Source organism: Pseudomonas sp. RIT623 (genome assembly GCF_004519305.1).
Lineage (GTDB): Bacteria > Pseudomonadota > Gammaproteobacteria > Pseudomonadales > Pseudomonadaceae > Aquipseudomonas.
This window is the reverse complement of the sequence record NZ_SOZA01000019.1, coordinates 53088-74299: the sequence shown is the minus strand read 5'-3', so window position 1 is coordinate 74299 and position 21212 is coordinate 53088. Positions and strand designations below refer to the sequence as shown.

Sequence of the window (21212 nt, the reverse complement as noted above, 5' to 3'; positions counted from 1 at the left end):
CGATGAAGCCATTGAAGATACTCCTGGCACTCGCCTTGGTCGTCAGCACCCCGGGGAGCCTCGCCCTGGCCGCCGACTTGACGGTGATGACCTCGGGCGGGTTTACCGCCGCCTACAACCGTCTCGGCCCGCAGTTCACCGCCGCCAGCGGCAACACCCTGACCACCGTGCTCGGCCCGTCCATGGGCAAGGCGCCGCAAGCGATCCCCAATCGCCTGCAACGCGGCGAACCCGCCGACGTGGTGATCATGGTCGGCTACGCCCTGGATGAGCTGATCCGCCAGGGCAAGGTCGCTGCCGACTCGCGGGTGGAGCTGGCCGATTCACGGATCGGCCTGGTGGTGCGGGCCGGCGAACCCAAGCCAGACATCAGCACCACGGCCGCCTTGAAGAAGACCTTGCTGGCCGCCCGCTCGGTGGCCTACTCGGACAGCGCCAGCGGGGTCTATGTCGAGCGGCAGCTGTTCGACAAGCTCGGCATCCAGGCGCAACTGGCCCCGCGCGGCACGATGATCGAGCGCATCCCCGTGGCCTCGGTGGTCGCCAAGGGCGATTACCAGGTGGGCTTGCAGCAGGTAGCCGAACTGCTGCCGGTGCCCGGTGTGACCTTCGCCGGCAAGCTGCCCGAAGACGTGCAGTCGGTGACCCGTTTCGCCGCTGGCATCCCGACCGCTGCGCAGCACCCCGCCGAGGCGCGGCAACTGCTCGACTACCTGGCCTCGCCCCAGGTGCAAGGTACCGTGCAGGCCACCGGCCTGGATTCAGTGCCCCGCTAAAGTGCCCGGCAACTGCCGGATCAAGCGCTCGAACTCGAGCGCCGCGGGCGTCAAGGTGCGCCCACGGCGCTTGAGCACGCCCATCTGCCGGGTCACCTGCGGCTCCACCAAGGCCACCTGGGCGAGGATCGGATGGGTGCCCACCGGCATGGCGATCGACGGCACGGCGGCGATCCCCAGCCCTGCCTCGATCAGGCCCAGCAGGGTGGTCACATGCTGCGCCTCGCAGATGCTTTGTTTCTCCAACGGCATGCCGGCCAGGGCGCGGTCCAGCACAAGGCGGTTGCCCGAGGCCTTGCCCAAGGTGATGTAGTCGTGGCTATAGGCCTCGGCCCAGGTGACCACCGCCTGCCGCGCCAGCGGGTGGTCCTGGCGGCAGGCGATGACATAGCGCTCCTCCAGCAAAGGGCTGAACTCGATCTCTGGCGCCAGGTTGCCGGTGAAACTGACGCCAAAATCCGCCTCGCCCGAGGCCACTGCGGCGCTGACCTCGTTGGCCGAGGCGTCGAGCAGGCTGATCCGCACCTTGGGGTACTGGCCATGAAACGCGCGGATCGCGTGGGGCATGAAGTAGTAGGCCGCAGATGGCACGCAAGCGATGGTCAAGGTGCCGGTGCGCAGCGCGCCACCGTCGCCGACGCTGAGCAAGGCCAGGTCGAGGTCATCGAGCAGGCGTTCGACCTGGGGCAGGAAGGCCCGGCCGACATTGGTCAGCGCGACCTTGCGCGTGGTGCGTTCGAGCAGCTTCACCCCCAGGGCGGTTTCGAGCTTGTCGATGCGTCGGCTCAGGGCCGACTGGGTGATGCGCACGCTTTCGGCGGCGCGGCGGAAGCTGCCTTGCTCGACGACGGCGCGGAAGGCCTTGAGGTCGTTCAGGTCGAAATTGATGCTCACCCTGGGGCTCCACGGGTTTGATCGAAGGTGTGCATCAATGGTATTGGCAATTGGTTCGCCACAACAGATGCCACGCCTATCAGACCCTCACGGCGAACACCCTGCGCCCATCAACCCGCTACCCTCCCCGCCGAGCATTCTTCTTCACCACCGCCTTCAACCGCACCGCTGCCCGCTGCACCGTGGCCATCTTCTCCGGGCGCTTCATTCCCCGCCACTTGCGAATCTCCTCGCGGGTACGCCCACAACTCACACACAGCTCGCTGTTGAGCTGGCAGAGGGAAACGCAGGGGTTGTCGATATCTTTGGCCATGGGCAGCTCCAGTCAGGGACACGCAGGATACTGCAATCGCGGTCACTTGGCCGCAGAACAGGCGCGCCAGCGCCCCTCACCCCCAAGCCACCCACCCTTCTGCCAACCCGGCTGAACGAAACCCTTGCCACGGCGGTCGCAACAGCAGTGCCACCGGCAAGAAAACCGCCCATGCCCTTACGTTGCGCAGCCCTCGCCGCCCTGATCTGCCTGCCCGGCTTCGCCGCCGCCGAAGCGCCACTGCGTGTTGAACATCTACAGCGCTGCGCCGACCTGCTGCAAAGCCGCACAGCTGCGCCGCAGCGCCATGAGCATCGGCGACAAGCACGATTTCGAAGCCATGGACGCCGAGGACCTGACCGCGCCGATCCTGCCCTCGGAGCGTGGTTACCAACTGCACGACAGCGCCGTGGGGCGTTCGGCGCGGCTGGACATGCGCCAGGCGCTGGACCTGGCGCTACAGAGCCGCGAGCGGGTGCGCTGAACCGGTCACTCCAGCTGTTGCCGCGTGCGCCGAGCCGTTTCGTAGTGATAGTCGAAACAGGCGGCGAACTGGAACCCGTTTTCCCCGCGACAGGCCTTGAGGTAGTCGCGCCCCTGGGTACGTTCATAGATGGCCTTGCCCACCGCCGTGGCCAGGAACGCGATCACCTGGTCGCCAAAGATATCGTTGTGGCTGCTGATGAACGACTTCGAGGTGTAGATGAAGTTGACCGGCTCGTTGCTGTAGCACGGCATGCGTTGCACCTGCGGCCCGCCATTGTTGCCATCGGGCGTGCAATAGCTGGTCAGCTGCCAGTCGCCGAACTTGGTGTCTTCCAGGGTCTTGGCCGCAGCGGTCGCCTGCGCCGGCTCGATATCGCGGATCCGCGCCGTGTGAAACAGGCTGTAGTTGCCGAGCGCCGTGGTGTCCAGCGCTTCCTCGCGCAGGACGAACGGCATGCCGCGGTAACGGCGCTGAAGATCCACCTGGCTCCAGCTCAGATTGACCCCCAGCCATTGCCCCGGCGGGAAGAACCAATGGGTGGCGCTGTCGTTTTCCGAGCTGATCACGTACAGCAAGGGCTGGGCCTGCGCGCCGGAAACACCGACCTTCAGGCTGTTCTCCTTGAGCAGCAGCCCCTGGTCGGCCTCGATGGCCGGGTTGAGCATGATCACCGCGTCACCGAAGGCCCGTACCTTGTTGCCCAGCTGCTGGTTATGCAGGCGTTCGAGCAACTGGTCGTGCAAGGCGCTGAGGGTGATGGCACCGCCGAAGCTGTGACCGACGATCACCAGGTAGTTCCTGTCCTTGCGGTCGATCTGCTCCAGCTGGGTAAGCAGGTCGGTCACCCCGCCTCGGCCCACTTCCTCGGCTACCGCCTTGCGGTCCCAATAGGTCAGGTTCTCGCTGCCCAGGCCGTGCATCGACAGGCCGCGCCAACCGACGTAGATGCCGACCAGCTTGCGCTTGCCCAGCACACCGGACTGCGCCAGGTTGGCCAGCGCCTTGGTGAAGCTGACGACGTTGGCATCCTGCGGGGCGGCGTTGTGCTTCCAGCCGTGGATGAAGACCACCATGGCCAGGTCGCCTTCGGCGGAGTAACCCTTGAGGCGCTCGAGCAATTGCTGGGTGCGCTCAGGGAAGAAATCGTTGCCACGCTCGCTGTACTCGACGAAACCGATCTCGTAGCGCGGCTTGGTATGCAGTTCGTAATAGCTGTGGCTGCACGACACCAGCGTGTCACAGGTCACCACCTGATCGTCACGCAGGGGTTTGTTCAGGGCGCAGGCTGCCAACAGGCAGGCGCAAAGCATCAGCAGGATCTTCATGGTCGTATTCACCAGGTCAAGGTCACGCCGACGCGTGCTGCAGGTGCAGTCACGCGGCCAGAAGCAACGACTTGAGCATCACGGTGGACGGACCGGGAAACGCATCACCGGGGCAAAGGTGGCGGGTGCGCGAGTAGCTATCGGCATGATGAACCCCACGGGGGTGACAGGCCCTTGGTTCCGTTTAGACGCCTGGCAGATAGATGTCAAAGGGCCACGTCAGCCGTTTGCGACTATCCGCTCAACGGGCATACTGACTGCCCCTTCAGGAGCCCTGCCATGCAGCTCAAGTTCAGCCACGTGGATGTACTGGTCGCCCAACTCGAAACCGCCTGCGCCTACTACCAGCAGATGCTCGGTGCCGAGATTTCCACCACCCAGGTCTGGGAACGTCGCGGCCTGCAGGTGCGCTACGCGGTGGCGCGCCTGGGCCAGGAGCGCTTCATGCTGGTCCAGCCGCTGGCCGGCAACCTCAAGACCCTGCTCGACCAGCACGGCGAGGGCATGATCTACCGCCACTGCTATTCGACCCCGGACATCGAGCTGGCCTACGACCAACTGCTGGCTGCCGGCGTGCAGCCTGAGGACGAGAACGGCCGGCCCCTGGCCCGCGCCGACCTGCAATCGCCGGCTGGCGCGCGCATCCTCTGGCTGCCCAAGCGCTTCGGGCATTTTTCCATCGAGATCCTCGAGCAGCAGTCCATCGAGCGCTTTTTCGAGGACGTGTTCGCCAGCCCGACCTAGTCGCCTTTGCCTTTCGGCACACGACAAGACCAATGGGATTGGTGATACTGCACGCCGCCATCCCCCCGAAAAGGATTTCGCCAATGAAGCGACTGCTCGCTTTGACCCTGCTCACCCTGGCCATAAGCGGCTGCGACAAGGCCGAACAGGCCACTGCGCTCACCGGCCAATGCGCCAAGGACACTGATTGCAAGGGTGAACGAATCTGCGAAAGCGGTCAGTGCGTCAACCCGCAGCCCCAGCAAGCACTCCTGAGCAAACCTGCCGCCATCCAATTGGCACCCGCGGCGCCGAGCGTGACCTATGTGCCATTGCCCGTCAGCGATGCCGGTGCCGGGCCGTTCACCTTGCAGCAAATGGGCATGGGCAGCGCATTGAACTACCCGTCCCGTGCCGGGGTGATCAACCTCATGGAGGCCATCGTCGAAGAGGCTGAATACACGGGGTACGTCACCATCGAAAAAGCCTACGCATTCGGCCCCTCCCGCTATGTGCTGGTGATATCCACCGGCGAGGGCGGTAATGCCTGCCCCGCCTCCACCTACGTATTCAGCTTCGATAGCAATGCTGAACAGGTCGATGGCAAGCAGCAGGTGGACGGCTGCTCGGAAATGGTCGAGAGCCTGGCCGAAGGCAACACCCTGACGATCAAGAAAGAGGGCTCGGCGAGCGTGGTGTACAACGGCCAGGTGAAGTGACAGTGCCAGGACATTCGCTCAAGGCCTGTGCGTTGCGCGGAGCACGGATGAAACTGCACGCACTGTGCTGGCCCCTGCTGGTGCTCGGCACCCTTGCCCAGGCCCAGGTGCCCAGGGAGGGCGTCGAGTTCTCCCACAAGGATTGGGACCTGGTATGCCTCAGGACCGGTACCTGCGTGGCCATGGGCTATTCACCCGGCGACAGCCTCGACGGCATCAGCCTGGCGCTCAATCGCGAAGCTGGCCCGCGCACGTCCTTCACCGGCAACCTGCTGTTCGCCGATCTGGCCGGCGACCCACCGACCACCCCGGTCAGCCTGGTACTGGACGATGAGCTGGTCGCCTCGGCGAAGGAACATGGCCCCCGCGATTTCATGCTCGACGAGTACGCCAGCCGACGCCTGGTCAACGCCCTGGCGGGCAATACCAGGATCCGCTTCGTCGATGCACTCGGACACGCCTGGCCCTTGTCCGGCGCTGGCGCAACCGCCGTGCTGCTGAAGATGGACGAACTGCAGGAACGCCTCGGCACCCCTACCGCCGCGGTCAGGCGCGGTGACGAGGACGAAGACCTGGTGCCTGGGCCCGAACGAGCCTCACCGCCGATCAGCCATCCTCCACTGCTCGACACCCGCGTCGAAGATGCTCGCCTGGCCGACGACCCGTCGCTGCGCCAAGCCTTGGCCGCCGCTGTGGCGCCCCACCAGCCCTGCCCCGCCTTGCACGCCGAGCCTTTGTTGATCGAGCGGCTGGATGAACACCGGCTGCTGGTCAGCACGCAATGCGCGGCCAACAGCTACAACACCGCGACCGGGTTCTGGGTCGCCGAGGACCGGCCGCCCTACTTGGCCAGCCTGGTGACCGAAGCCGGCACCCGCTTCGACCGCGCGCGGGCCACCATTGGCTCCTGGCAGATGCAGAGCCCGCGCGGCGACTGCATGAAGCGGGCGTTCTGGACCTGGGACGGCACGCGCTTCGTGCTGACTTACCGTGCCAACTATGTACGCTGCCGGGGTTTCAGGGACGGCGCCTGGAGCGTGCCCAGCTATGTGAATTGACCGGCAAGGCCAGCGCCAACAGCTCCAAGGCCTGGACGAGTTCGATGCCACCCGCCAGGAAGTCATCAGCGGCACCACCCGCGAATACCGCGGCGTGCAGAGTGGCGCATTGCGCGTGCACGCGCTGGAAAAGGCGGTGGCGTCCAACGAACGCTCGTTGCTGTCGGCACGCAAGGGTTTCACCCTTGGCGGCACCAGCACCAACTCGGATGGGTGGCCGTGGGTGTTCAACGAAAGCGCCGTGGCACCCGATCTGACCAGCGCTGCAAGCACTAGCACCTGGCCCTGCGATCACTCCCCCGACTTCATTTAAACCCCATCAATATATATACACTCAACGCAGTAATACCAAAGATTTCACTATTTTAACCGCCCCCATCAAACACAATAAAAAACTTATCTATGCTGATTCCTTGCTCGCTGGACGAGTTGTTCTATCTGCCTACAAAACATAAGGAAATCACCATGGAAAACATAGACTTGCCACAAGGACTTGTAAACTTTTCCACGCAACACCTGCAACTTATTCGTTTTAAAGCAGGTTTGAATGAAACCGTACTACCTGGCGTCGAAGCCATTGGACTTGGCTATAACCCATTCATCAGTTATGCCAGTGTCAACAGCGGCGCGGTGCAATTGTTCGACTGGGCCACGGCCAAGAAACGCGAAGTGCCTTTCAAAGCCGGCTACTTCGTACCCGAGATCGTCGACGTGCAACAGAACGACAGCGCAACCTACACCAACGTCAGCGGCAACACGATCAGCGAGTACCAGCGCAGTCTGGCTACCAGCGTCGCCATCGAAGGCCGTTACAACTTCTTCAGTGGCTCGCTGTCCACGGATTTCGACAGTAATTCACTGCGCAACGCGGAAAACGAGTTCACTCGCATTCAGCAATCGATCAACCTCTGGTCGTTGCGCTTGCCTTCGGTGAAGTCATTGCGCGAACTGATGCTGCCACACATGCGCCAACAACTAGATGAATTGAACGTCAACGACCCGAAGGCCATAAGCCGCTATTTCGATAGAGTTGGCAGCCATTTCCTTACCGGCATCGTAATGGGTGGACGGGCCATCCTCGCCTCCTCGACCAACAAGCTCAGGGTCAAGCGTGACTACTCGGTGTCGGTGGTCGCCAAGGCGAGCTACGAAGGGCTTACCGGCCAGTTGAGCGCAGAGGCCAAAGCCAAGTATGGCGAGTCGATCAGCAGCTTCACTCAGTACTCCAATACCCACCAGGAAGTGCGCGGCGGCGACGGTGCCAAGGCACATGGGGTGTTCAGCGGCAAAAAAGAAGATTTCCAGGCCTGGGTAGACAGTGTGAGCGCCTCGCCGGACTTCGTCGATTTCGTCCCCACCATCCCCATGCAGGAAATCTGGACCCTGTGCAGCAACGAGGCGCAGGCCGAGGCCATGCGCAAGCATTACGATGACGTCTGGGCGCCGGCGCAATCGGAAAAGTACCGGGTCAAGGCTAACTACATCGACCAACTGGTGGTCATCACCGGCGGTAGTTCAACCATCGAACCACCGGTCGGCTACAGCAAGATCGAGTACGACCTCAATGCCGGTGCCGGCGGTGACTTCATCTACTTGTGCTATCACGAACAAACCTGGCAGGCCGACAGGCCTAAAGATGCTGTGACGGATATCAGGATCATTTTCAACAAGGAGCCTACCCCACCTGGCTATACCAAGCTGCCCCAGGACCTGAACAAGGGCGCGGGCGGTGATGATGTATTCCTCTGCTACAAGACCGAGGCTTACAACACCGACACCGCAATCAACAAGGTCACGGTCATCGGCGGCAACAATGCGGATATCAACGCTCCCTATGGTTATCTGAAGGTCCCCGGTGACCTCAACAGAGGTGCTGGCGGCAACTTCATCTATGCCTGTACCTTCGTAGGCAAGTAGTAACTGCTGCGCCCAATGAGGGGAGGCAAGCCCGCCACTCATTGGGCCGCTCATCGCCCAGCAGCAACGCGATTCCCAACGGATGCTCGAGTCTGTAATCATGGCGCTTTGTGCGAGCCGCACGACAAAAGCGCCGGTCCTGTTGGAACCGGCGCCCTTGCCTCTCGATGAGCCGCTGATGGATCGACCCTACTACACCCGCCACCTGCTGATCGGCTGCCTCTACCTCGGCGTGGTAAGCCTTGCCTGGATACTCAGTGGCGACACCTTCTACCGCTCAGCCTGGCTGGTGCTCTTCATGCTGTGCAGTACCCTGCTCTATCCTTGCGCCAGGTACCTGGTGCAGACCAGTGCCGAGCGCTTGACCCGCCCAGGGTTCTGGCGCCGGGGCTACTTCATCGAGGATGTGAACAGCCCGGGCCTCCATGCCCTGTTCTCCTTCCTGTGCATGCTGTTCGCCATCCCGCTGGGTGCTGCCTACCTGCTGTTCAGGTTGGCACGCAGACACTGAAGCCCAGCGTTTAGAGGGCCATGATGAAATCGTTGAGCTTGCCCACTCGCTCATCCGTCACCCAGGCGCTGACAACCGCCATCAGCAAGGCGAAGCCCAGCACGCCCAGCGTCGCACCGGTCATCATGCTAAAGACCACGGCCACCGCAGCGGTTGCCGCCTTGCCCGCGAGAATGGTCTCGGCCTTGACGAAGAACGGCGACCAGTTGCCGGTCTGCGTGGCCTTTTTCGCCTCGGTGGCCAGGTCGACATAGTCCATGACGGTGCCGACCGAACCGAAGGCCTTGCTGAAACGCGCCAGGTCCTTGGCCATCATGTCCTTGTCCAGGGCCGCCAGCGCATTGGCGATGGCCTGGCGGTCCTTGACACTGAACTTCTTGTCGAGGATGCCTTTGTACTGGTCGAAAGCCTTGAGTGCCTGCTGGGCATTGCGAATACGTTTGCCCTGCGCCTTGCCGGCCAGCTCCTTGGCCGCCGCCGAGGCCTTTTCACCGTACTTGGCGGTCACCTCCTTGTAGAAGTCCGCGGTGAACTTGATGGCGTCCTTGATCTGGTCGGCGTCGGCCGCCCGCTCGGCCAGGCCAGCAAAGGCCGCTGCCGTCTCGTTCAGTTGGCGTGCCGACTCTTGCTTGAGCAGCGCATCGTGATAGCTCACCCACTTGAGGCCCAGTGAAGTGTTGTTCTGCAGGTAGACCAACTCCTTCAGCGCTTCCAGTTCAGGCTTGCTCAGCGGCGCCTTGATTTTCGGGTTGTTGGCCGAAAAGGTAATGGTGAGGCCGCCGCTGCTCAAAGGCGGTGGTGCCACGATAGGCCCGACGGCAGCCAGGTTGGAGGCCGCCAGACGCTGCATGAGCCCCATGTAGTGATTCAGCGCCTGGGCCGTCGACATCTTCGCCACCGCGCCTGCGCTCTTCACCACTTCGTTCTGCAGGAACTCCGGCAATTGCTGGAAGTGGATATCACGCTCCTGGGTGATGAGCGCCAGACGCTCGTCCTGTTGCGCAGTGCTCGGCACGGCCTGTGCCTCGAGCCGGTCACGTTGCTGGGCCAGGCCTGCGAGCTTGCCCGCCACTACAGCAACCGCCAACGACAGCGCCTTTGCCTCCAGAGCTGCCTTGTAGACATCGTCGTACAAGGTCCAGAGCTTCATCAGGCTGTCTGGGTTGGCTTTCCCAGAGTTGAGAAACTCGTACATCATCTTGCGCGGCAGTACATCCATGAGAAAGTACGGGCTTTGCCCATGCATGCCATACATCGTGGGGACGATCGTGACGTATTGGGCCTGCTTCGCCGTAATCATCGCTACGGCCGCTTTCTGTTCTGCGGCTGCCACCTGCACCGGCGACAACTTCTGGCCGGCCTTGGCAGCCACTTTCTTCTGCTCCAGCTCACGCTCGGTGTCACGGGTGAGGGTTTTGAAGCGAGCGGTGTAATCGGCGTCGATCTGTTTCTGGTTCCAGATCTGTTCGTTCATGAATTCGGACATGACGTTGGGCCCACCAATCTCACGATGGGGGTTACCCGGGCCTTCGCCTCGATGTGGTCCTTCCTGCAAGCCCCAACCACCACTGCTGTTGAGGTAGCCACCGCCGCCGCCCGGCCCATAGGTCTGTTGACGGTCTGGGGTGATCACCAGGGGTTGAAGCTCAACGCTGCGTACGGGAGTGAGTCCATTTTGTGCCATCTGTGAATCTCCTTCGAAAACTGTAAAGCGCGCTGGCGCGATGCATAACACTGGGCATTCCAAGCAACCAAATACACCAGCGCATGCATATTATATGCATAAATATGCATCCAATCAATGCGCTTGTGCATTTTTAATGCGGCTAGCCCTGCTTGCTCACCGGCCCTGGCCAACCCCGTGGCGATTCGGCAAGATCCCAAGCCCCTCCCGAACAATCCCGCAGGCTCGCCATGGACAGCACGCCAACACTAAGGACCGAGCGCCTGGTCCTCACCCCACTGCAACTGGATGACGCCCCGAGCATCCAGCGGCTGTTCCCGCATTGGGAGGTGGTACGCTACCTCGACAGCCATGTGCCCTGGCCCTACCCCGACGATGGCGCCTTGCAGTTCGTGCGTGATATCGCCCTGCCGGCGATCGCCCGGGGCGAGGCCTGGCACTGGGTGATCCGCCTGGCGGATGAGTCCGACCAGGCCATTGGCTGCGTGTCGCTACATGACCAGCCCGATAACCATCGCGGCTTCTGGCTCTCGCCACCCTGGCAAGGCCAGGGCTACATGAGCGAAGCCTGCGCCGCGGTCAACCGTTTCTGGTTCCAGACCCTGGGCCGGCCGACGATGCGCGTGCCCAAGGCCGCCGACAACCTCGCCTCTCGGCGTATCTCGGCCCGTGAAGGCATGCGTTTGCTGCGGGTCCAGGACGGCCATTTCGTCAGCGGTCCGATCCGCCAGGAAACCTGGGAGCTGACCCGGGACACCTGGCTGCATCAGCAGCGGGTGGTCCTTGAAGCCACCTTGGTTGGCCTGGAACAGGCGTTGCTGAACCAGCAGATCCGTAGCGATGCGGCAGCACTGCAACGGCTGCTGGCTGACGACTTCCTGGAGTTCGGCGCCAGCGGCCGGGTCTGGCGCAAGATGGAGGTGATCGACGCCTTGCTGCATGAAACCTTCACCCCCCGCGCCTTGCATGATTGCCAGGTGCGCCTGCTGGCCGACGAGGTGGCGCAGGTGACCTATACCTGCGTGGGACAGACGCCGACGCTGCGCAGCTCGATCTGGCGCAGGAGCGACGACGGCTGGCAGATGGTTTTTCACCAAGGCACGCCGACCAGAGCAGAACGAGTAACGACGTAAGAGCAGGCTGTGCCGGCGAACACCGGCACAGCCGGTGCCATCCATTGCGGCGCCTGCTTCGCCAGCACGGTTGGCTCCTACGCGGCTTAGAACGACGGCCATGGGGCGGGGCGCCCGTGCCCAGGCGACAGGCTTCGAACTTTTTCCACGGGCGCGGTCTATTTATCCGTCCATCGACCCACTGTCCCGCAGAGGCTGCCCCCGTTCATGACTACCCTTTCCCCGCGCACGCTGTTCTTCGGCTTGTTCGCCCTCGTGGCAGCGGGCTCGGCAGCGGCAGCACCGCTTACCTTCGTCCAAGAGCCCGCAGCCACCACCCGTGCCGCCAGCCCCTGGCCGGACCTTGCCGAGATGACCGCACAGCCCGCCACTACCTTGCTTGCCCACGACGACCGCTATCGGCACGACGAGCGCTGGCACGACCGTCGCGACGACTGGCGTCGCGAACAGTGGCGGCGCGAGCAATGGCGCCGCGAACAGCACCGTCGCGAGCTAGAGCGCCAGCGCTACTGGGAGCGCCACCACGAGCGGGCCATGCACCATCGCTACCAACAAGACTACCGCTACTATCGCCGTTGAGCCCATGTACAATCCCCGCTCCCACATGACCGTGGGCAGAGGACGCACATGAACCGCCGCAAGAAAATCAACCAGTTGTTGAAAGCCCACGCCAAGAAGGCGAGCGCCAAGCTCGCCCCGAAAAAACCCAGGTACATCTGCAAGGCCGAGCGCGAGCGCCTGGCCGCCGAAGCCGACCTGTCCGGCTAAAGCTGAACTTCGCCCCCCCATTAGGCTCTGCTGACCTTCGCCTCAAGACTTTTCATACAGAGCCTAGTGCCACCAGGCTGCCTCTGTGTATGCTGGCCACGCGCCGCATATCGCAACCTGCGGCCCTGTACCCAGCCGGCAAGGACGCCCGCCGCCGTTCGCGAATACGCCCTCTGCGCCGGACTTTCTGCCCTATGCCCCTAGACCTGCAAGCGCTTTATCCCAAGTTGATCCAGCTGATGCTGGACACCGTGTTCGTGGTCGACCGGGACAACACCATCGTGTTCGTCAGCAATGCCTGCGAGGCCTTGCTTGGCTACCGTGCCGACGAGCTGATCGGCACGCCGATCACCCACTACATGCACCCCGACGACCTCGAAGCGACCCGTGCCTCGATCATCCGGGTGATGAACGGCCATGCCCACTTCGATTTTCGCAACCGCTACCTGCGCAAGGATGGCGGCATCGTGCATATCCTCTGGGCGGCCTTCTGGTCGGACGAACTCGGCGCGCGGATCGGCGTGGCGCGCAACATCACGGCGCTCACCCAGGCCGAGGAGGAGCTGCGCTTTCTCGCCCATCACGACCCCTTGACCAAGCTGTGCAACCGCGCGCTGTTCAATACCCGGCTGGCCTCGGCGCTAGCTGAGGCGCAGCGCCAGCAGCGGCCACTGGCGCTGCTGTTTCTCGACGTCAACGATTTCAAGGCCATCAACGATGTGCATGGCCATGCGGCGGGCGACCGGGTGCTGTGCACCCTCGCCGAGCGTCTGAAGGCTTGCGTGGGGCCGCGCGACACCGTGGCGCGCATGGGCGGCGACGAATTTACCGTGCTGTTGGCCGACACCGCGGCGGCGGGTGCGCTGGCCGAGACGCTGGCGCGGATCCTCGCCACCATGGCCGAGCCGCTGGGCGCTGATTGCAATGGGATCGCCATGCCCAACTGCAGCATCGGCGTGGCCTGTTATCCCGAGGATGGTAGCGATGCCGATACGCTGCTCAGCCATGCTGATGACCAGATGTACCGGCAAAAGAAACGCCGCTATGGCACAGGCTGATCATCAAGGCGCGGTCAGAATCACCACATAATTACCCTGGGCCAGCGGTTGTCCCTTGATATCGACCAACCGATACAGCTCACCCTGCGCATCAGCCCGAATGGCCTGCACCTCCTGCGCCTGGCGATCCACGCGCCGGACATCGACCTGGCTGCGCTGCGCCAGCGAAGGGCAGTCCGCCACCCGCACCCCCATGGCCCCTGCCTCTCCCCGGCAGGACGACTCGACGATGCTGCCGGTGAACTGCAGCACGCCCGAGCCGATAGCCGTGGCTGCCTGCGCTTGCGCCGCCCACCCCAGGCAAGCCACTACACACGCTGCAAATGCCTTGATGCCCATCGTTTTTCTCCCTGGTGAACCCCTATACTCCCAGCCTATCCGATAAGCGGTACTAGACACGCCGGATGATGTGATGCTCATCACAAAGCGAACAACGAAAGCCCCTCACCTGAGCCTCCTGGGCGCAAATGGCTTTAAGGATCGTCTGATATCGTCCTGCCATCCCCCCACCTAAAGTCGCCCGATGCGACTGAAAACCTACCTGCAACAGATCAACCCACTGCTCTCCAACCCTGAAGCGGCGCGCCACCTGCTTCGGTTGTTGGCGTTGGTGCTATCGGCGGGCATCCTCGGCGGCGCCTACAGCTTCCTGCTGCTCAGCTTCAATACCGACATCTCCAAGCGCCGCGGCTACATGAGCAGCGCGATCGCCGAGGCGCACACCTTCTTCACCAACCGTGAAGCGCTGTTGGAAAGCCTGAGCCTCTCGGCCATTGCCCGCACCACGCCGGGCAGCCTGCCGATGGCGAAGGTGCCCAGCGAGGAAGTGCACTTGCTGCTGGGCGACACGCCGGGCAAGCAATGGAGCCTGTGGCTGACCCAACGCATGTGCGACTACCTGCGCGCCAAGCAGGTCAACCTGCTGTACGTCGGCGCCGGCCCCCAGGGCCAGGCACGCTGGCTGTACAGCACCATCGCCCACGCCCACACCCCCTCCGCCACACTGCTGCGGCGCTTGCAGGCCGAACAGGCGCGCCTGCCCGCCACGGTCGAGGAACTGTGGCTGGCCGACCAGGACGAGCAGCACACACACCTGTACATCTTCCAGCGCCTCGACCAGCGCGACCCGGACTCCGGCTGGCTGGGGCTGGAGATCGACAGCCGCGAAGTCTCGCCCACCCTGGACGATGCGACATCAGGCAAGTTCATGATGTACAACGCCGATGGCATGCTGGTGTTCAGCAACAGCTCCGACCCTGGGCTGAGCCAGTTGCTGCTCGCCCATCAGGGCAGTGACTTCTTCGGTTTCGTCGGCCAAGGGCTGCTGCCGGAGTACCTGGTCATCAACAAGCCGTTGATGTCGTCGGACTGGCAACTGGTGTATGCCATCGACCTGCTCGCCATCCTCTCCGGACTCTGGCTGCAGATTGTCGGCGCCCTGCTGTTCTGCCTGCTCAGTATCGGCCTGATGCTGTTGTTGATGCGCCGCTTCGAACAGCGGTTCATCAGCCCGACGGTGCAACGCATCCGCGCATTGGTCGAAAGCGAGCTGTTCAATCGCGACGTGATCGAGACCGCGCCGGTGGCGCTGTGCGTCCTGCGTCGCAGCGACGGCCAGGTGGTGCTGGAAAATCACCTGGCCCAGCAGTGGCTGGGAGAAGCTCGGGTTTCGCGCAGCGCGGCCTGGATCGAACAGGCGTTCGCCGAACCCTGTGTCGCCTGCGGCGATGACTTCGAAACCCGTGAAGGCCGACACCTCTACTTGAGCTGCGCGCCGACCCGCTACAAGGGCGAGGACGTGGTGCTTTGCGTGTTCAGCGATATCAGCGCGCGCAAGCAGATCGAGGCGGCGCTGGAGGATGCCCGGCGCGCCGCCGACAGCGCCAACGAGGCCAAGACCCAGTTCCTGGCCACCATGAGCCACGAGATCCGCACGCCGCTGCACGGGGTGCTCGGCACCCTGGAGCTGCTGTCCCGCACGACCCTCGATGGGCAGCAACGTGATTACCTGCAAGCCATCGAAGGCTCGTCGGCGACGCTGCTGCAATTGATTTGCGATGTGCTCGACGTGTCGAAGATCGAAGCCGGCCAACTGGCCCTCGAGCGCAGCGAGTTCAGCGTCGCGGAGCTGGCCATGGAGGTGGTGCAAAGCTACAGCGCAGCGGCAAGGAACAAAGGCCTGCAACTCTATGGTTGCCTGGATCCGCACTTGCCCGAGCGGCTGATCGGCGACGTCAACCGGATCCGCCAGATCCTCAATAACCTGCTGAGCAACGCCGTGAAGTTCACCGATTGCGGCCGCGTGGTGCTGCGCGCCAGGTTGCTCAGCCGCGAGGGCGAGCGCTCCTCGGTGCTGTGGCAGGTGGCAGACACCGGCAAGGGCATTGCCGAGCAGGACCACGCGAACATCTTCGACCCCTTCTACCAAAGCGAAGGCCATACCCAGCTGGTGTCCGGCACCGGCCTGGGCCTGGCCATCTGCCAGCGCCTGACGCAGTTGATGAACGGCCAGTTGCGCCTGGTCAGCGAGCTGGGCCTGGGCAGCAGCTTCAGTCTGACCCTACCGCTGGAAGTCACCTCAGCCGCCAGCGCTCCTGCCCTTGCGCCCTTTAACCTGCTGGCCGAGCGCATCCATGTGGTCTCGCCCATTCACGAGCTGGCCGAGACCTTCGTCGGCTGGCTGTGCCGCTGGGGCGCACGGGCCCAGGTGGGCATGCCGCCCAGCGCTGGCCCGGCAACCTGCGAACTGTTGCTCGAACTGCACCCGGGCAGCCTCGAACAGCCACTGGTGGCCGAATGGCTTGGCCCACGCATCATGGCCAGTGCCTTCGGCAGCTGGGAGGCTCGCGAAGACACGCGCCAATGGCAGGTGAACCTCACCGACCTCGGCGCACTGCATCACGCGGTCAGCCAGGCCCAGGGCCTGCACCGCGCACGCGGCGAAACCCTGATGCACGTCGACACACCGGAGCCGCTCGGGCTGCACGTGCTGGTCGCCGAGGACAACGTCATCAACCAGTTGATCCTGCGCGACCAGCTCAAGGAACTCGGCTGCAGCGTGACCCTGGCCGGCGATGGCGAGCAGGCCCTGCATGCCTGGCAGCACGAGCGCTTCGACCTGGTGCTCAGCGACATCAACATGCCCGGCATGAACGGCTACGCCCTGGCCCGCGCCCTGCGCCAGCAAGGCTGCGCCCTGCCCATCATCGGCGCCACCGCCAATGCCCTGCGCGGCGAGGAAGAGCTGTGCCTGGCCGCCGGCATGGACCGCTGCCTGATCAAACCTTTCAACCTGCAAGCCCTGTTCAACTGCCTGGCCCCGTATCGAGGTAGCCGTCTTGAAGCCCTTTAACATCCTCATCGTCGAAGACCACCCGTTCCAGCACATGTACCTGCAACACCTGTTCAGTGAACTGGGCAGCTTTCATCTGGAAGCCGCGCGGGATGGCCAGGAAGCCCTGGAACGCTTGCGCCTGCGCGACTTCGACCTGGTCCTGACCGACCTGCTGATGCCGGGCATGGATGGCGTGCAGTTCATCCAGCACCTCACCAGCCTGCGTCACAAGCCGGGCCTGGCGATCATGAGCGCCGCCTCGCGGCGCATGCTAATGGCCGCCAGCCTGGTGGCCAAGAACCTGGGCGTGGATGTGCTCGGGCTGATTTCCAAGCCGGTCGAGCCCGCGGCCCTGCGCAGTCTGATCGACCAGTTGCAGTTGCGCCGCCAGGCCACCACGCAAAGCACCCCGGCCGCCCTTGAGTTTGACCGCCAGGCCCTGGTCGACGCCCTGAACAACCGCGCCTTCCAGGCCTGGTTCCAACCCAAGAAGTCCTTGCGCAACGGCCGCATCGTCGCCGCCGAGGCCTTGGTGCGCTGGATGCATCCGGAACAAGGCGTGCTGTTGCCGGGCACCTTCCTGCCGACCCTCAACGCCTTCGGTCTGGAAGAGCGCCTGTTGTGGGCAATGCTCAAGCAGGCCATGGACGCCCAGGCGCGTTGGCGCGAGCAGGGCTATGACATCCCGGTGTCGATCAACCTGCCGACCCACCTGCTCAACAGCCATGACCTGGCCGACCGTTTGCTGGCCTTCGTCCTGCACCACCAGGGGGTGCCCGCCAAGCTGTGCTTCGAGCTGATGGAGTGCTCGATCCCCGAAGACCTGAGCAACTTCTACGCCGGCGCCTGTCGCTTGCGGATGAAAGGTTTCGGCCTGTCCCAGGATGACTTCGGCAAGGGCTACAGCTCTTATATGAGCCTGGTCTCGACGCCTTTCACCGAGCTCAAGATCGACCGCGCGTTGGTGCAACGCTGCGATGAGAGCGAAAGCCTGGCCTCGGCCCTGGCCAGTATCGTCGCCCTGGGCCGCAAGCTTGGCCTCACCGTGGTCGCCGAAGGGGTCGAGACGCCCCAGGAGCTGGAAATGCTGCGCAAGGTCGACTGCAACCAGGTACAAGGGTTTCTGATCTCCCACGCCGTGTCGGTCGATCAGTTCCAGCACCTGCTGCACAACGATGGCCCGCCCGCGGCCTATTAATTTGCATTACCCCTGTGAAGGCCGAACTTCGGAGGTAATATCCATTTGATATCGACGCCTCCCAGGCCTTCCGGATTCCGCTGCCCCCAATGAAACAGTACAACGCCCTGCTGGAAAACCTTGCCCGCAGCTCTCTGCGCCTGAACAAAGGCATGACCGCGCTGCTGGGGCTGGCCGTGCTGCTGCTGGCTTTCAGCGTCTGGTCGATCCAGCGCCTGATCGACGAGCACAATGACACGGTGAACATTCACTTTGCCCGCCTGATGGAGAACATCCGCGAGCAGGAGTACTTCTTGAAGGCATTGGTGCGGCAAAGCGTCGAAGGCGAACTGCTTGAGCGGCACCGCCCCCTGGATGCATCACTGACACCCATGGTCGCGGAAGGCCCGGAAATCTTCGAAGGCCAGGCGTTCTCGTTCACCCTGCCATTCAGCGTCAAACTCGACCGCGAGCGCGTCGAGAGCAGCCAAATGCCGCGCATCTTCAGCCAGGGCGCGAACCTCGCCGCCTTCTACAGCAGCTTCTGGTCGGCCGCCCACTACCGCTCGCCCCAGGTGATCCTGTTCTCGCCAGGGATGCACTACGATATCGCCGTGCCCGCCGCCGGCCGTGGTCGTGGCCAGACGGTCAGTGGCAACGAACCCTTCATGACAGTAATCGGCCAGGTGGCCGCGCGCCTGCCTACAGAAGCCGCCTGGGCGCAGGAGGACGCGGTCCTTTGGCGCAGCTACGTCGCCCATCCCGATCAGGCCTCACCGGCACGGGTACTGGCGTTCGCCAGTATTATCCAGGACCCGGCGCGGGCCAGCGCTGGACGATTCCAGGTGGCGTCGTTGGTCGATCTGGCTCAGATCAACGATTTCGAACGCATCATGGCCTGGACCGTGTATGACCGTTTCACCCTGGTCGCCCCCTCCGGCAGCGTCCTGATCGGCGACCCCGTGCCGCTGGCCGACTTGCAAGAGGGCCTGAACTTCAAGGCCAACGGCCTGGTGTTCCGTCTGCACGAACAGGCCAACGGCGGTTGGAGCGCGGTCTACACCGTGACCTACCAGCACTTCTTCCGCTATGCGTTCTGGTCGCTGGCCAGCCTCGCCGTCACCTTCCTGGTGATCTTCGGCCTGGGCCGGGTGGCCATCCGCTGGTACCAGCAGCGGGTCATCTTGCCGGCCCGCGCGGCCCACGAAACCATCGCCGAGAGCGAGGCCTTCAGCCGGGTGGTCATCGATACCGCCCCAACCGGGCTGTGCGTGGTACGTGACGCCGACCATGCCGTGCTCCTGGAGAACCAATGTGCCCAGCAGTGGCACGGGAGCGGCGAGCTGATCAAGACGCTTGCGCCGCAGTTGAACAACAGCCGCAGCGGCGAGCATCACGTGCAGATCGACGGGCGCCACCTCAAGGTCGGTTTCGTCTCGACCCGTTATCACGGCGAGGATGTCAAGCTGCTCGCCTTGAGCGATGTCACCCGCCATGTCGAGGACGCCCAGGCACTGGAAGACGCACGCCGCGCCGCCGACGCCGCCAACCAGGCCAAGACCCTGTTCCTGGCGACCATGAGCCATGAAATCCGTACCCCGCTGTACGGCGTGCTGGGTACCCTCGAACTGCTCGGCCTGACCCCGCTGGATAGTCGCCAGCAGGGCTACCTGCACACCATCCAGCGTTCCTCGGCGACCCTGTTCCAGCTGATCAGCGATGTGCTCGACGTGTCCAAGATCGAGTCCGGGCAAATGGCCCTGGAGCCCGTGGCATTCTGCCCGCTGGACATGCTAGAGGACACCCTGCGCACCTATCGCGCCTTTGCCGAGCGCAAGGGCTTGCTGCTGTATGCCTGCACCGATGCACAGCTGCCGGCGCATGTGGTCGGCGACCCGATACGCATCCGGCAGATCCTCAACAACCTGCTGAGCAACGCCATCAAGTTCACCGACACTGGCCGGGTGGTGCTGCGCACCCGCGTGCTGACGATCGACGCCACCCAGGTCAGCCTGGAATGGCAGGTGACCGACAGCGGCATCGGGATCTCCGAGCTGCAACAAGCTCGGCTCTTCGAGCTGTTCTACCAGGTCATGGATGCCACCAGCGAGGGCGGCGCGGGCCTGGGCCTGCCGATTTGCAACTGGCTGGCGCAGATGATGGGCGGGCAGATCAAGGTGGTCAGCGAGCCAGGGTTGGGCAGCAGCTTTTCACTCAAGGTCAGCTTGCCGCTGGCTGAAGGCGCACTGGGCGACTGTCCGCAACTGGCGCCCGAGCCGAGCCCGGTGTATGTCCGCGCACCGATACCGGAGCTGGCCCAGCATTGCGTCGACTGGCTGCAGCGCCTGGGCATCGCCGCGACCCTGACGATCCCGGCGCAGGAGCAAGACAATGCCCAGGCCCTGCGGGTGGACCTGCTCGATTGCCCGGACGCCGAACCCTGGCAAGGCACGCGCATCTGCGCCAGCAGCGACGGCCCCGTGCCCGCAGCCTGGGTCGAGGGGCGCTGGCGAGTGGACATGCACGATGTACGCGCCATCGCCCGGGCCATTGCCCGGGTCCGCCAGGGCGGCGTGGCAGATGACCAGCAGGCGGTACGACAACAGCGTGCCGCCCTGCGTTTGCATATCCTCGTGGCCGAGGACAACCCGATCAACCAGGCGATCCTCCAAGAGCAGCTCGAAGCGCTGGGCTGCACCACGGTGCTCGCGGCCAATGGCGAGCAAGCCCTGCAGCGCTGGCAGCCCGGCCTGTTCGACGCGGTGCTGACCGATGTGAACATGCCGCTGCTGAACGGCTATGAACTGGCCAGGACGCTACGCCAGCACGATGCCCAGTTGCCGATCATCGGCGTCACCGCCAACGCACTGCGCGAGGAGGGCCAACGCTGCCTCGAAGTGGGCATGAATGCCTGGATGGTCAAGCCCTTGAGCCTGCAAACCTTGCGCAGCCACCTGGTGCGCTTGTGCCGACCAAGCCTGGTCGAAGGCCCCAGCCGCGATGCACCTGACACCCTGGTCGCGGTGCCAGCCGACACCGTGCAACTGTCGCCGGCCATGCGCGCGCTGTTCGTCAGCACCCTGCAGGAGGACATGGATCACCTGCGCCAGGCCCTGGCGCAACGCGATAACCAGCGCCTGGGCCAGCGCCTGCACAGCATCGCCGGCGCCCTGGGCGCCGTGCAGGCCCGGGCCCTGGCCGAGCAATGCTGCGCATTGGAAAATGCCCTGCTCGGCGCACCGCTCGATGCGTCCCTGGCCGGGCGCGTGGAAGAGGTGTTGGCCAGGCTGGCGGCAACCCTGGCCACACTCCAATAGAATCTCCCCATACGCTGA

Annotated in this window: 18 protein-coding genes and 3 pseudogenes; 16 read left to right on the top strand and 5 right to left on the bottom strand. The window is 63.8% G+C overall.

Annotated elements, in window-relative coordinates:
• Window positions 1-2: 2 nt before the first annotated feature.
• Window positions 3-776, top strand: a complete 774-nt coding sequence (locus E3U47_RS14615; RefSeq protein ID WP_134692216.1) for a substrate-binding domain-containing protein — start codon at window positions 3-5, stop codon at window positions 774-776.
• On the opposite strand, the gene E3U47_RS14610 is transcribed toward E3U47_RS14615, so the two are convergent.
• Both E3U47_RS14610 and E3U47_RS14605 read right to left on the bottom strand, forming a co-directional pair.
• Complete coding sequence (locus tag E3U47_RS14610) at window positions 762-1670, bottom strand: LysR family transcriptional regulator (RefSeq protein WP_134692214.1); 909 nt, start codon at window positions 1668-1670, stop codon at window positions 762-764. The genes E3U47_RS14615 and E3U47_RS14610 overlap by 15 nt on opposite strands.
• Before the next feature lie 118 nt (window positions 1671-1788).
• A complete protein-coding gene (locus E3U47_RS14605; RefSeq protein WP_134692212.1) occupies window positions 1789-1983 on the bottom strand; it encodes a DUF1289 domain-containing protein in 195 nt (64 codons plus the stop codon).
• Window positions 1984-2275: 292 nt separating this feature from the next.
• Here E3U47_RS14605 and E3U47_RS14600 point away from each other — a divergent pair.
• A pseudogene (locus tag E3U47_RS14600) lies at window positions 2276-2467 on the top strand (peptidase S8 and S53 subtilisin kexin sedolisin); the annotation flags it as partial.
• Window positions 2468-2472: 5 nt separating this feature from the next.
• Here the strand turns inward: E3U47_RS14600 and E3U47_RS14595 are convergent.
• Complete coding sequence (locus tag E3U47_RS14595; protein WP_134692210.1) at window positions 2473-3795, bottom strand: alpha/beta fold hydrolase; 1323 nt, start codon at window positions 3793-3795, stop codon at window positions 2473-2475.
• A 279-nt stretch (window positions 3796-4074) separates the two neighbouring features.
• On the opposite strand from E3U47_RS14595, the gene E3U47_RS14590 reads away from it, so the two are divergent.
• From E3U47_RS14590 to E3U47_RS14565, 6 genes and pseudogenes are all read left to right on the top strand, one after another.
• Window positions 4075-4539: a VOC family protein gene (locus E3U47_RS14590; protein WP_134692209.1), complete on the top strand. Its 465-nt coding sequence runs from the start codon at window positions 4075-4077 to the stop codon at window positions 4537-4539.
• A gap of 83 nt (window positions 4540-4622) precedes the next feature.
• Window positions 4623-5237, top strand: coding sequence for a hypothetical protein (locus E3U47_RS14585; protein ID WP_134692207.1), 615 nt, complete (start codon window positions 4623-4625; stop codon window positions 5235-5237).
• Between the two features lie 47 nt (window positions 5238-5284).
• Window positions 5285-6295, top strand: coding sequence for a DUF1176 domain-containing protein (locus tag E3U47_RS14580; protein ID WP_134692205.1), 1011 nt, complete (start codon window positions 5285-5287; stop codon window positions 6293-6295).
• Window positions 6292-6506, top strand: a pseudogene (locus tag E3U47_RS14575) (channel protein TolC); the annotation flags it as partial. The gene E3U47_RS14580 and the pseudogene E3U47_RS14575, both read left to right, overlap by 4 nt.
• 254 nt (window positions 6507-6760) lie before the next feature.
• Window positions 6761-8212 (top strand): MAC/perforin domain-containing protein, encoded by a 1452-nt coding sequence (locus tag E3U47_RS14570; protein ID WP_167659488.1) that lies wholly within the window; start codon window positions 6761-6763, stop codon window positions 8210-8212.
• Between the two features lie 178 nt (window positions 8213-8390).
• The gene (locus tag E3U47_RS14565; RefSeq protein WP_134692201.1) at window positions 8391-8723 is read left to right on the top strand and encodes a hypothetical protein; all 333 of its coding nucleotides are present in this window, start codon (window positions 8391-8393) and stop codon (window positions 8721-8723) included.
• 10 nt (window positions 8724-8733) lie between these two features.
• On the opposite strand, the gene E3U47_RS14560 is transcribed toward E3U47_RS14565, so the two are convergent.
• Window positions 8734-10407 (bottom strand): colicin-like pore-forming protein, encoded by a 1674-nt coding sequence (locus tag E3U47_RS14560; RefSeq protein WP_134692199.1) that lies wholly within the window; start codon window positions 10405-10407, stop codon window positions 8734-8736.
• 230 nt (window positions 10408-10637) lie between these two features.
• Between E3U47_RS14560 and E3U47_RS25230 the strand changes: the two are divergent.
• From E3U47_RS25230 to E3U47_RS14540, 5 genes and pseudogenes are all read left to right on the top strand, one after another.
• Window positions 10638-11171 (top strand): annotated as a pseudogene (locus E3U47_RS25230) (GNAT family N-acetyltransferase); the annotation flags it as partial.
• A gap of 12 nt (window positions 11172-11183) precedes the next feature.
• Window positions 11184-11540 carry a DUF4440 domain-containing protein gene (locus E3U47_RS25225; RefSeq protein WP_256660283.1) on the top strand — a complete coding sequence of 119 codons (357 nt, stop codon included), beginning with the start codon at window positions 11184-11186 and terminating at the stop codon, window positions 11538-11540.
• Between the two features lie 207 nt (window positions 11541-11747).
• Window positions 11748-12119: a hypothetical protein gene (locus tag E3U47_RS14550; RefSeq protein ID WP_134692195.1), complete on the top strand. Its 372-nt coding sequence runs from the start codon at window positions 11748-11750 to the stop codon at window positions 12117-12119.
• A gap of 48 nt (window positions 12120-12167) precedes the next feature.
• Complete coding sequence (locus E3U47_RS14545; protein WP_134692193.1) at window positions 12168-12308, top strand: DUF2986 domain-containing protein; 141 nt, start codon at window positions 12168-12170, stop codon at window positions 12306-12308.
• 194 nt (window positions 12309-12502) lie between these two features.
• Window positions 12503-13366 (top strand): GGDEF domain-containing protein, encoded by an 864-nt coding sequence (locus E3U47_RS14540; protein WP_134692191.1) that lies wholly within the window; start codon window positions 12503-12505, stop codon window positions 13364-13366.
• A gap of 3 nt (window positions 13367-13369) precedes the next feature.
• On the opposite strand, the gene E3U47_RS14535 is transcribed toward E3U47_RS14540, so the two are convergent.
• Window positions 13370-13705 (bottom strand): hypothetical protein, encoded by a 336-nt coding sequence (locus E3U47_RS14535; RefSeq protein ID WP_134692189.1) that lies wholly within the window; start codon window positions 13703-13705, stop codon window positions 13370-13372.
• A gap of 184 nt (window positions 13706-13889) precedes the next feature.
• Between E3U47_RS14535 and E3U47_RS14530 the strand changes: the two genes are divergently transcribed.
• The 3 genes from E3U47_RS14530 (at window position 13890) to E3U47_RS14520 (ending at window position 21194) form a co-directional block, all read left to right on the top strand.
• The gene (locus tag E3U47_RS14530) at window positions 13890-16718 is read left to right on the top strand and encodes an ATP-binding protein (RefSeq protein ID WP_134692187.1); all 2829 of its coding nucleotides are present in this window, start codon (window positions 13890-13892) and stop codon (window positions 16716-16718) included.
• Window positions 16705-17898, top strand: a complete 1194-nt coding sequence (locus E3U47_RS14525) for an EAL domain-containing protein (protein ID WP_134692185.1) — start codon at window positions 16705-16707, stop codon at window positions 17896-17898. Before E3U47_RS14530 ends, E3U47_RS14525 begins: the two co-directional genes overlap by 14 nt.
• 89 nt (window positions 17899-17987) lie before the next feature.
• Window positions 17988-21194 carry a hybrid sensor histidine kinase/response regulator gene (locus E3U47_RS14520; protein ID WP_134692183.1) on the top strand — a complete coding sequence of 1069 codons (3207 nt, stop codon included), beginning with the start codon at window positions 17988-17990 and terminating at the stop codon, window positions 21192-21194.
• Window positions 21195-21212 lie beyond the last annotated feature (18 nt).

Coding starts and splice junctions, on each gene's coding strand:
- E3U47_RS14540 (WP_134692191.1), top strand. CDS start 12,503: ATGCCCCTAGACCTGCAAGCGCTTTATCCCAAGTTGATCCAGCTGATG.
- E3U47_RS14565 (WP_134692201.1), top strand. CDS start 8,391: ATGGATCGACCCTACTACACCCGCCACCTGCTGATCGGCTGCCTCTAC.
- E3U47_RS14530 (WP_134692187.1), top strand. CDS start 13,890: ATGCGACTGAAAACCTACCTGCAACAGATCAACCCACTGCTCTCCAAC.
- E3U47_RS14535 (WP_134692189.1), bottom strand. CDS start 13,705: ATGGGCATCAAGGCATTTGCAGCGTGTGTAGTGGCTTGCCTGGGGTGG.
- E3U47_RS14570 (WP_167659488.1), top strand. CDS start 6,761: ATGGAAAACATAGACTTGCCACAAGGACTTGTAAACTTTTCCACGCAA.
- E3U47_RS14520 (WP_134692183.1), top strand. CDS start 17,988: ATGAAACAGTACAACGCCCTGCTGGAAAACCTTGCCCGCAGCTCTCTG.
- E3U47_RS14605 (WP_134692212.1), bottom strand. CDS start 1,983: ATGGCCAAAGATATCGACAACCCCTGCGTTTCCCTCTGCCAGCTCAAC.
- E3U47_RS14560 (WP_134692199.1), bottom strand. CDS start 10,407: ATGGCACAAAATGGACTCACTCCCGTACGCAGCGTTGAGCTTCAACCC.
- E3U47_RS14580 (WP_134692205.1), top strand. CDS start 5,285: ATGAAACTGCACGCACTGTGCTGGCCCCTGCTGGTGCTCGGCACCCTT.
- E3U47_RS14590 (WP_134692209.1), top strand. CDS start 4,075: ATGCAGCTCAAGTTCAGCCACGTGGATGTACTGGTCGCCCAACTCGAA.
- E3U47_RS14615 (WP_134692216.1), top strand. CDS start 3: ATGAAGCCATTGAAGATACTCCTGGCACTCGCCTTGGTCGTCAGCACC.
- E3U47_RS14545 (WP_134692193.1), top strand. CDS start 12,168: ATGAACCGCCGCAAGAAAATCAACCAGTTGTTGAAAGCCCACGCCAAG.
- E3U47_RS14595 (WP_134692210.1), bottom strand. CDS start 3,795: ATGAAGATCCTGCTGATGCTTTGCGCCTGCCTGTTGGCAGCCTGCGCC.
- E3U47_RS14585 (WP_134692207.1), top strand. CDS start 4,623: ATGAAGCGACTGCTCGCTTTGACCCTGCTCACCCTGGCCATAAGCGGC.
- E3U47_RS14550 (WP_134692195.1), top strand. CDS start 11,748: ATGACTACCCTTTCCCCGCGCACGCTGTTCTTCGGCTTGTTCGCCCTC.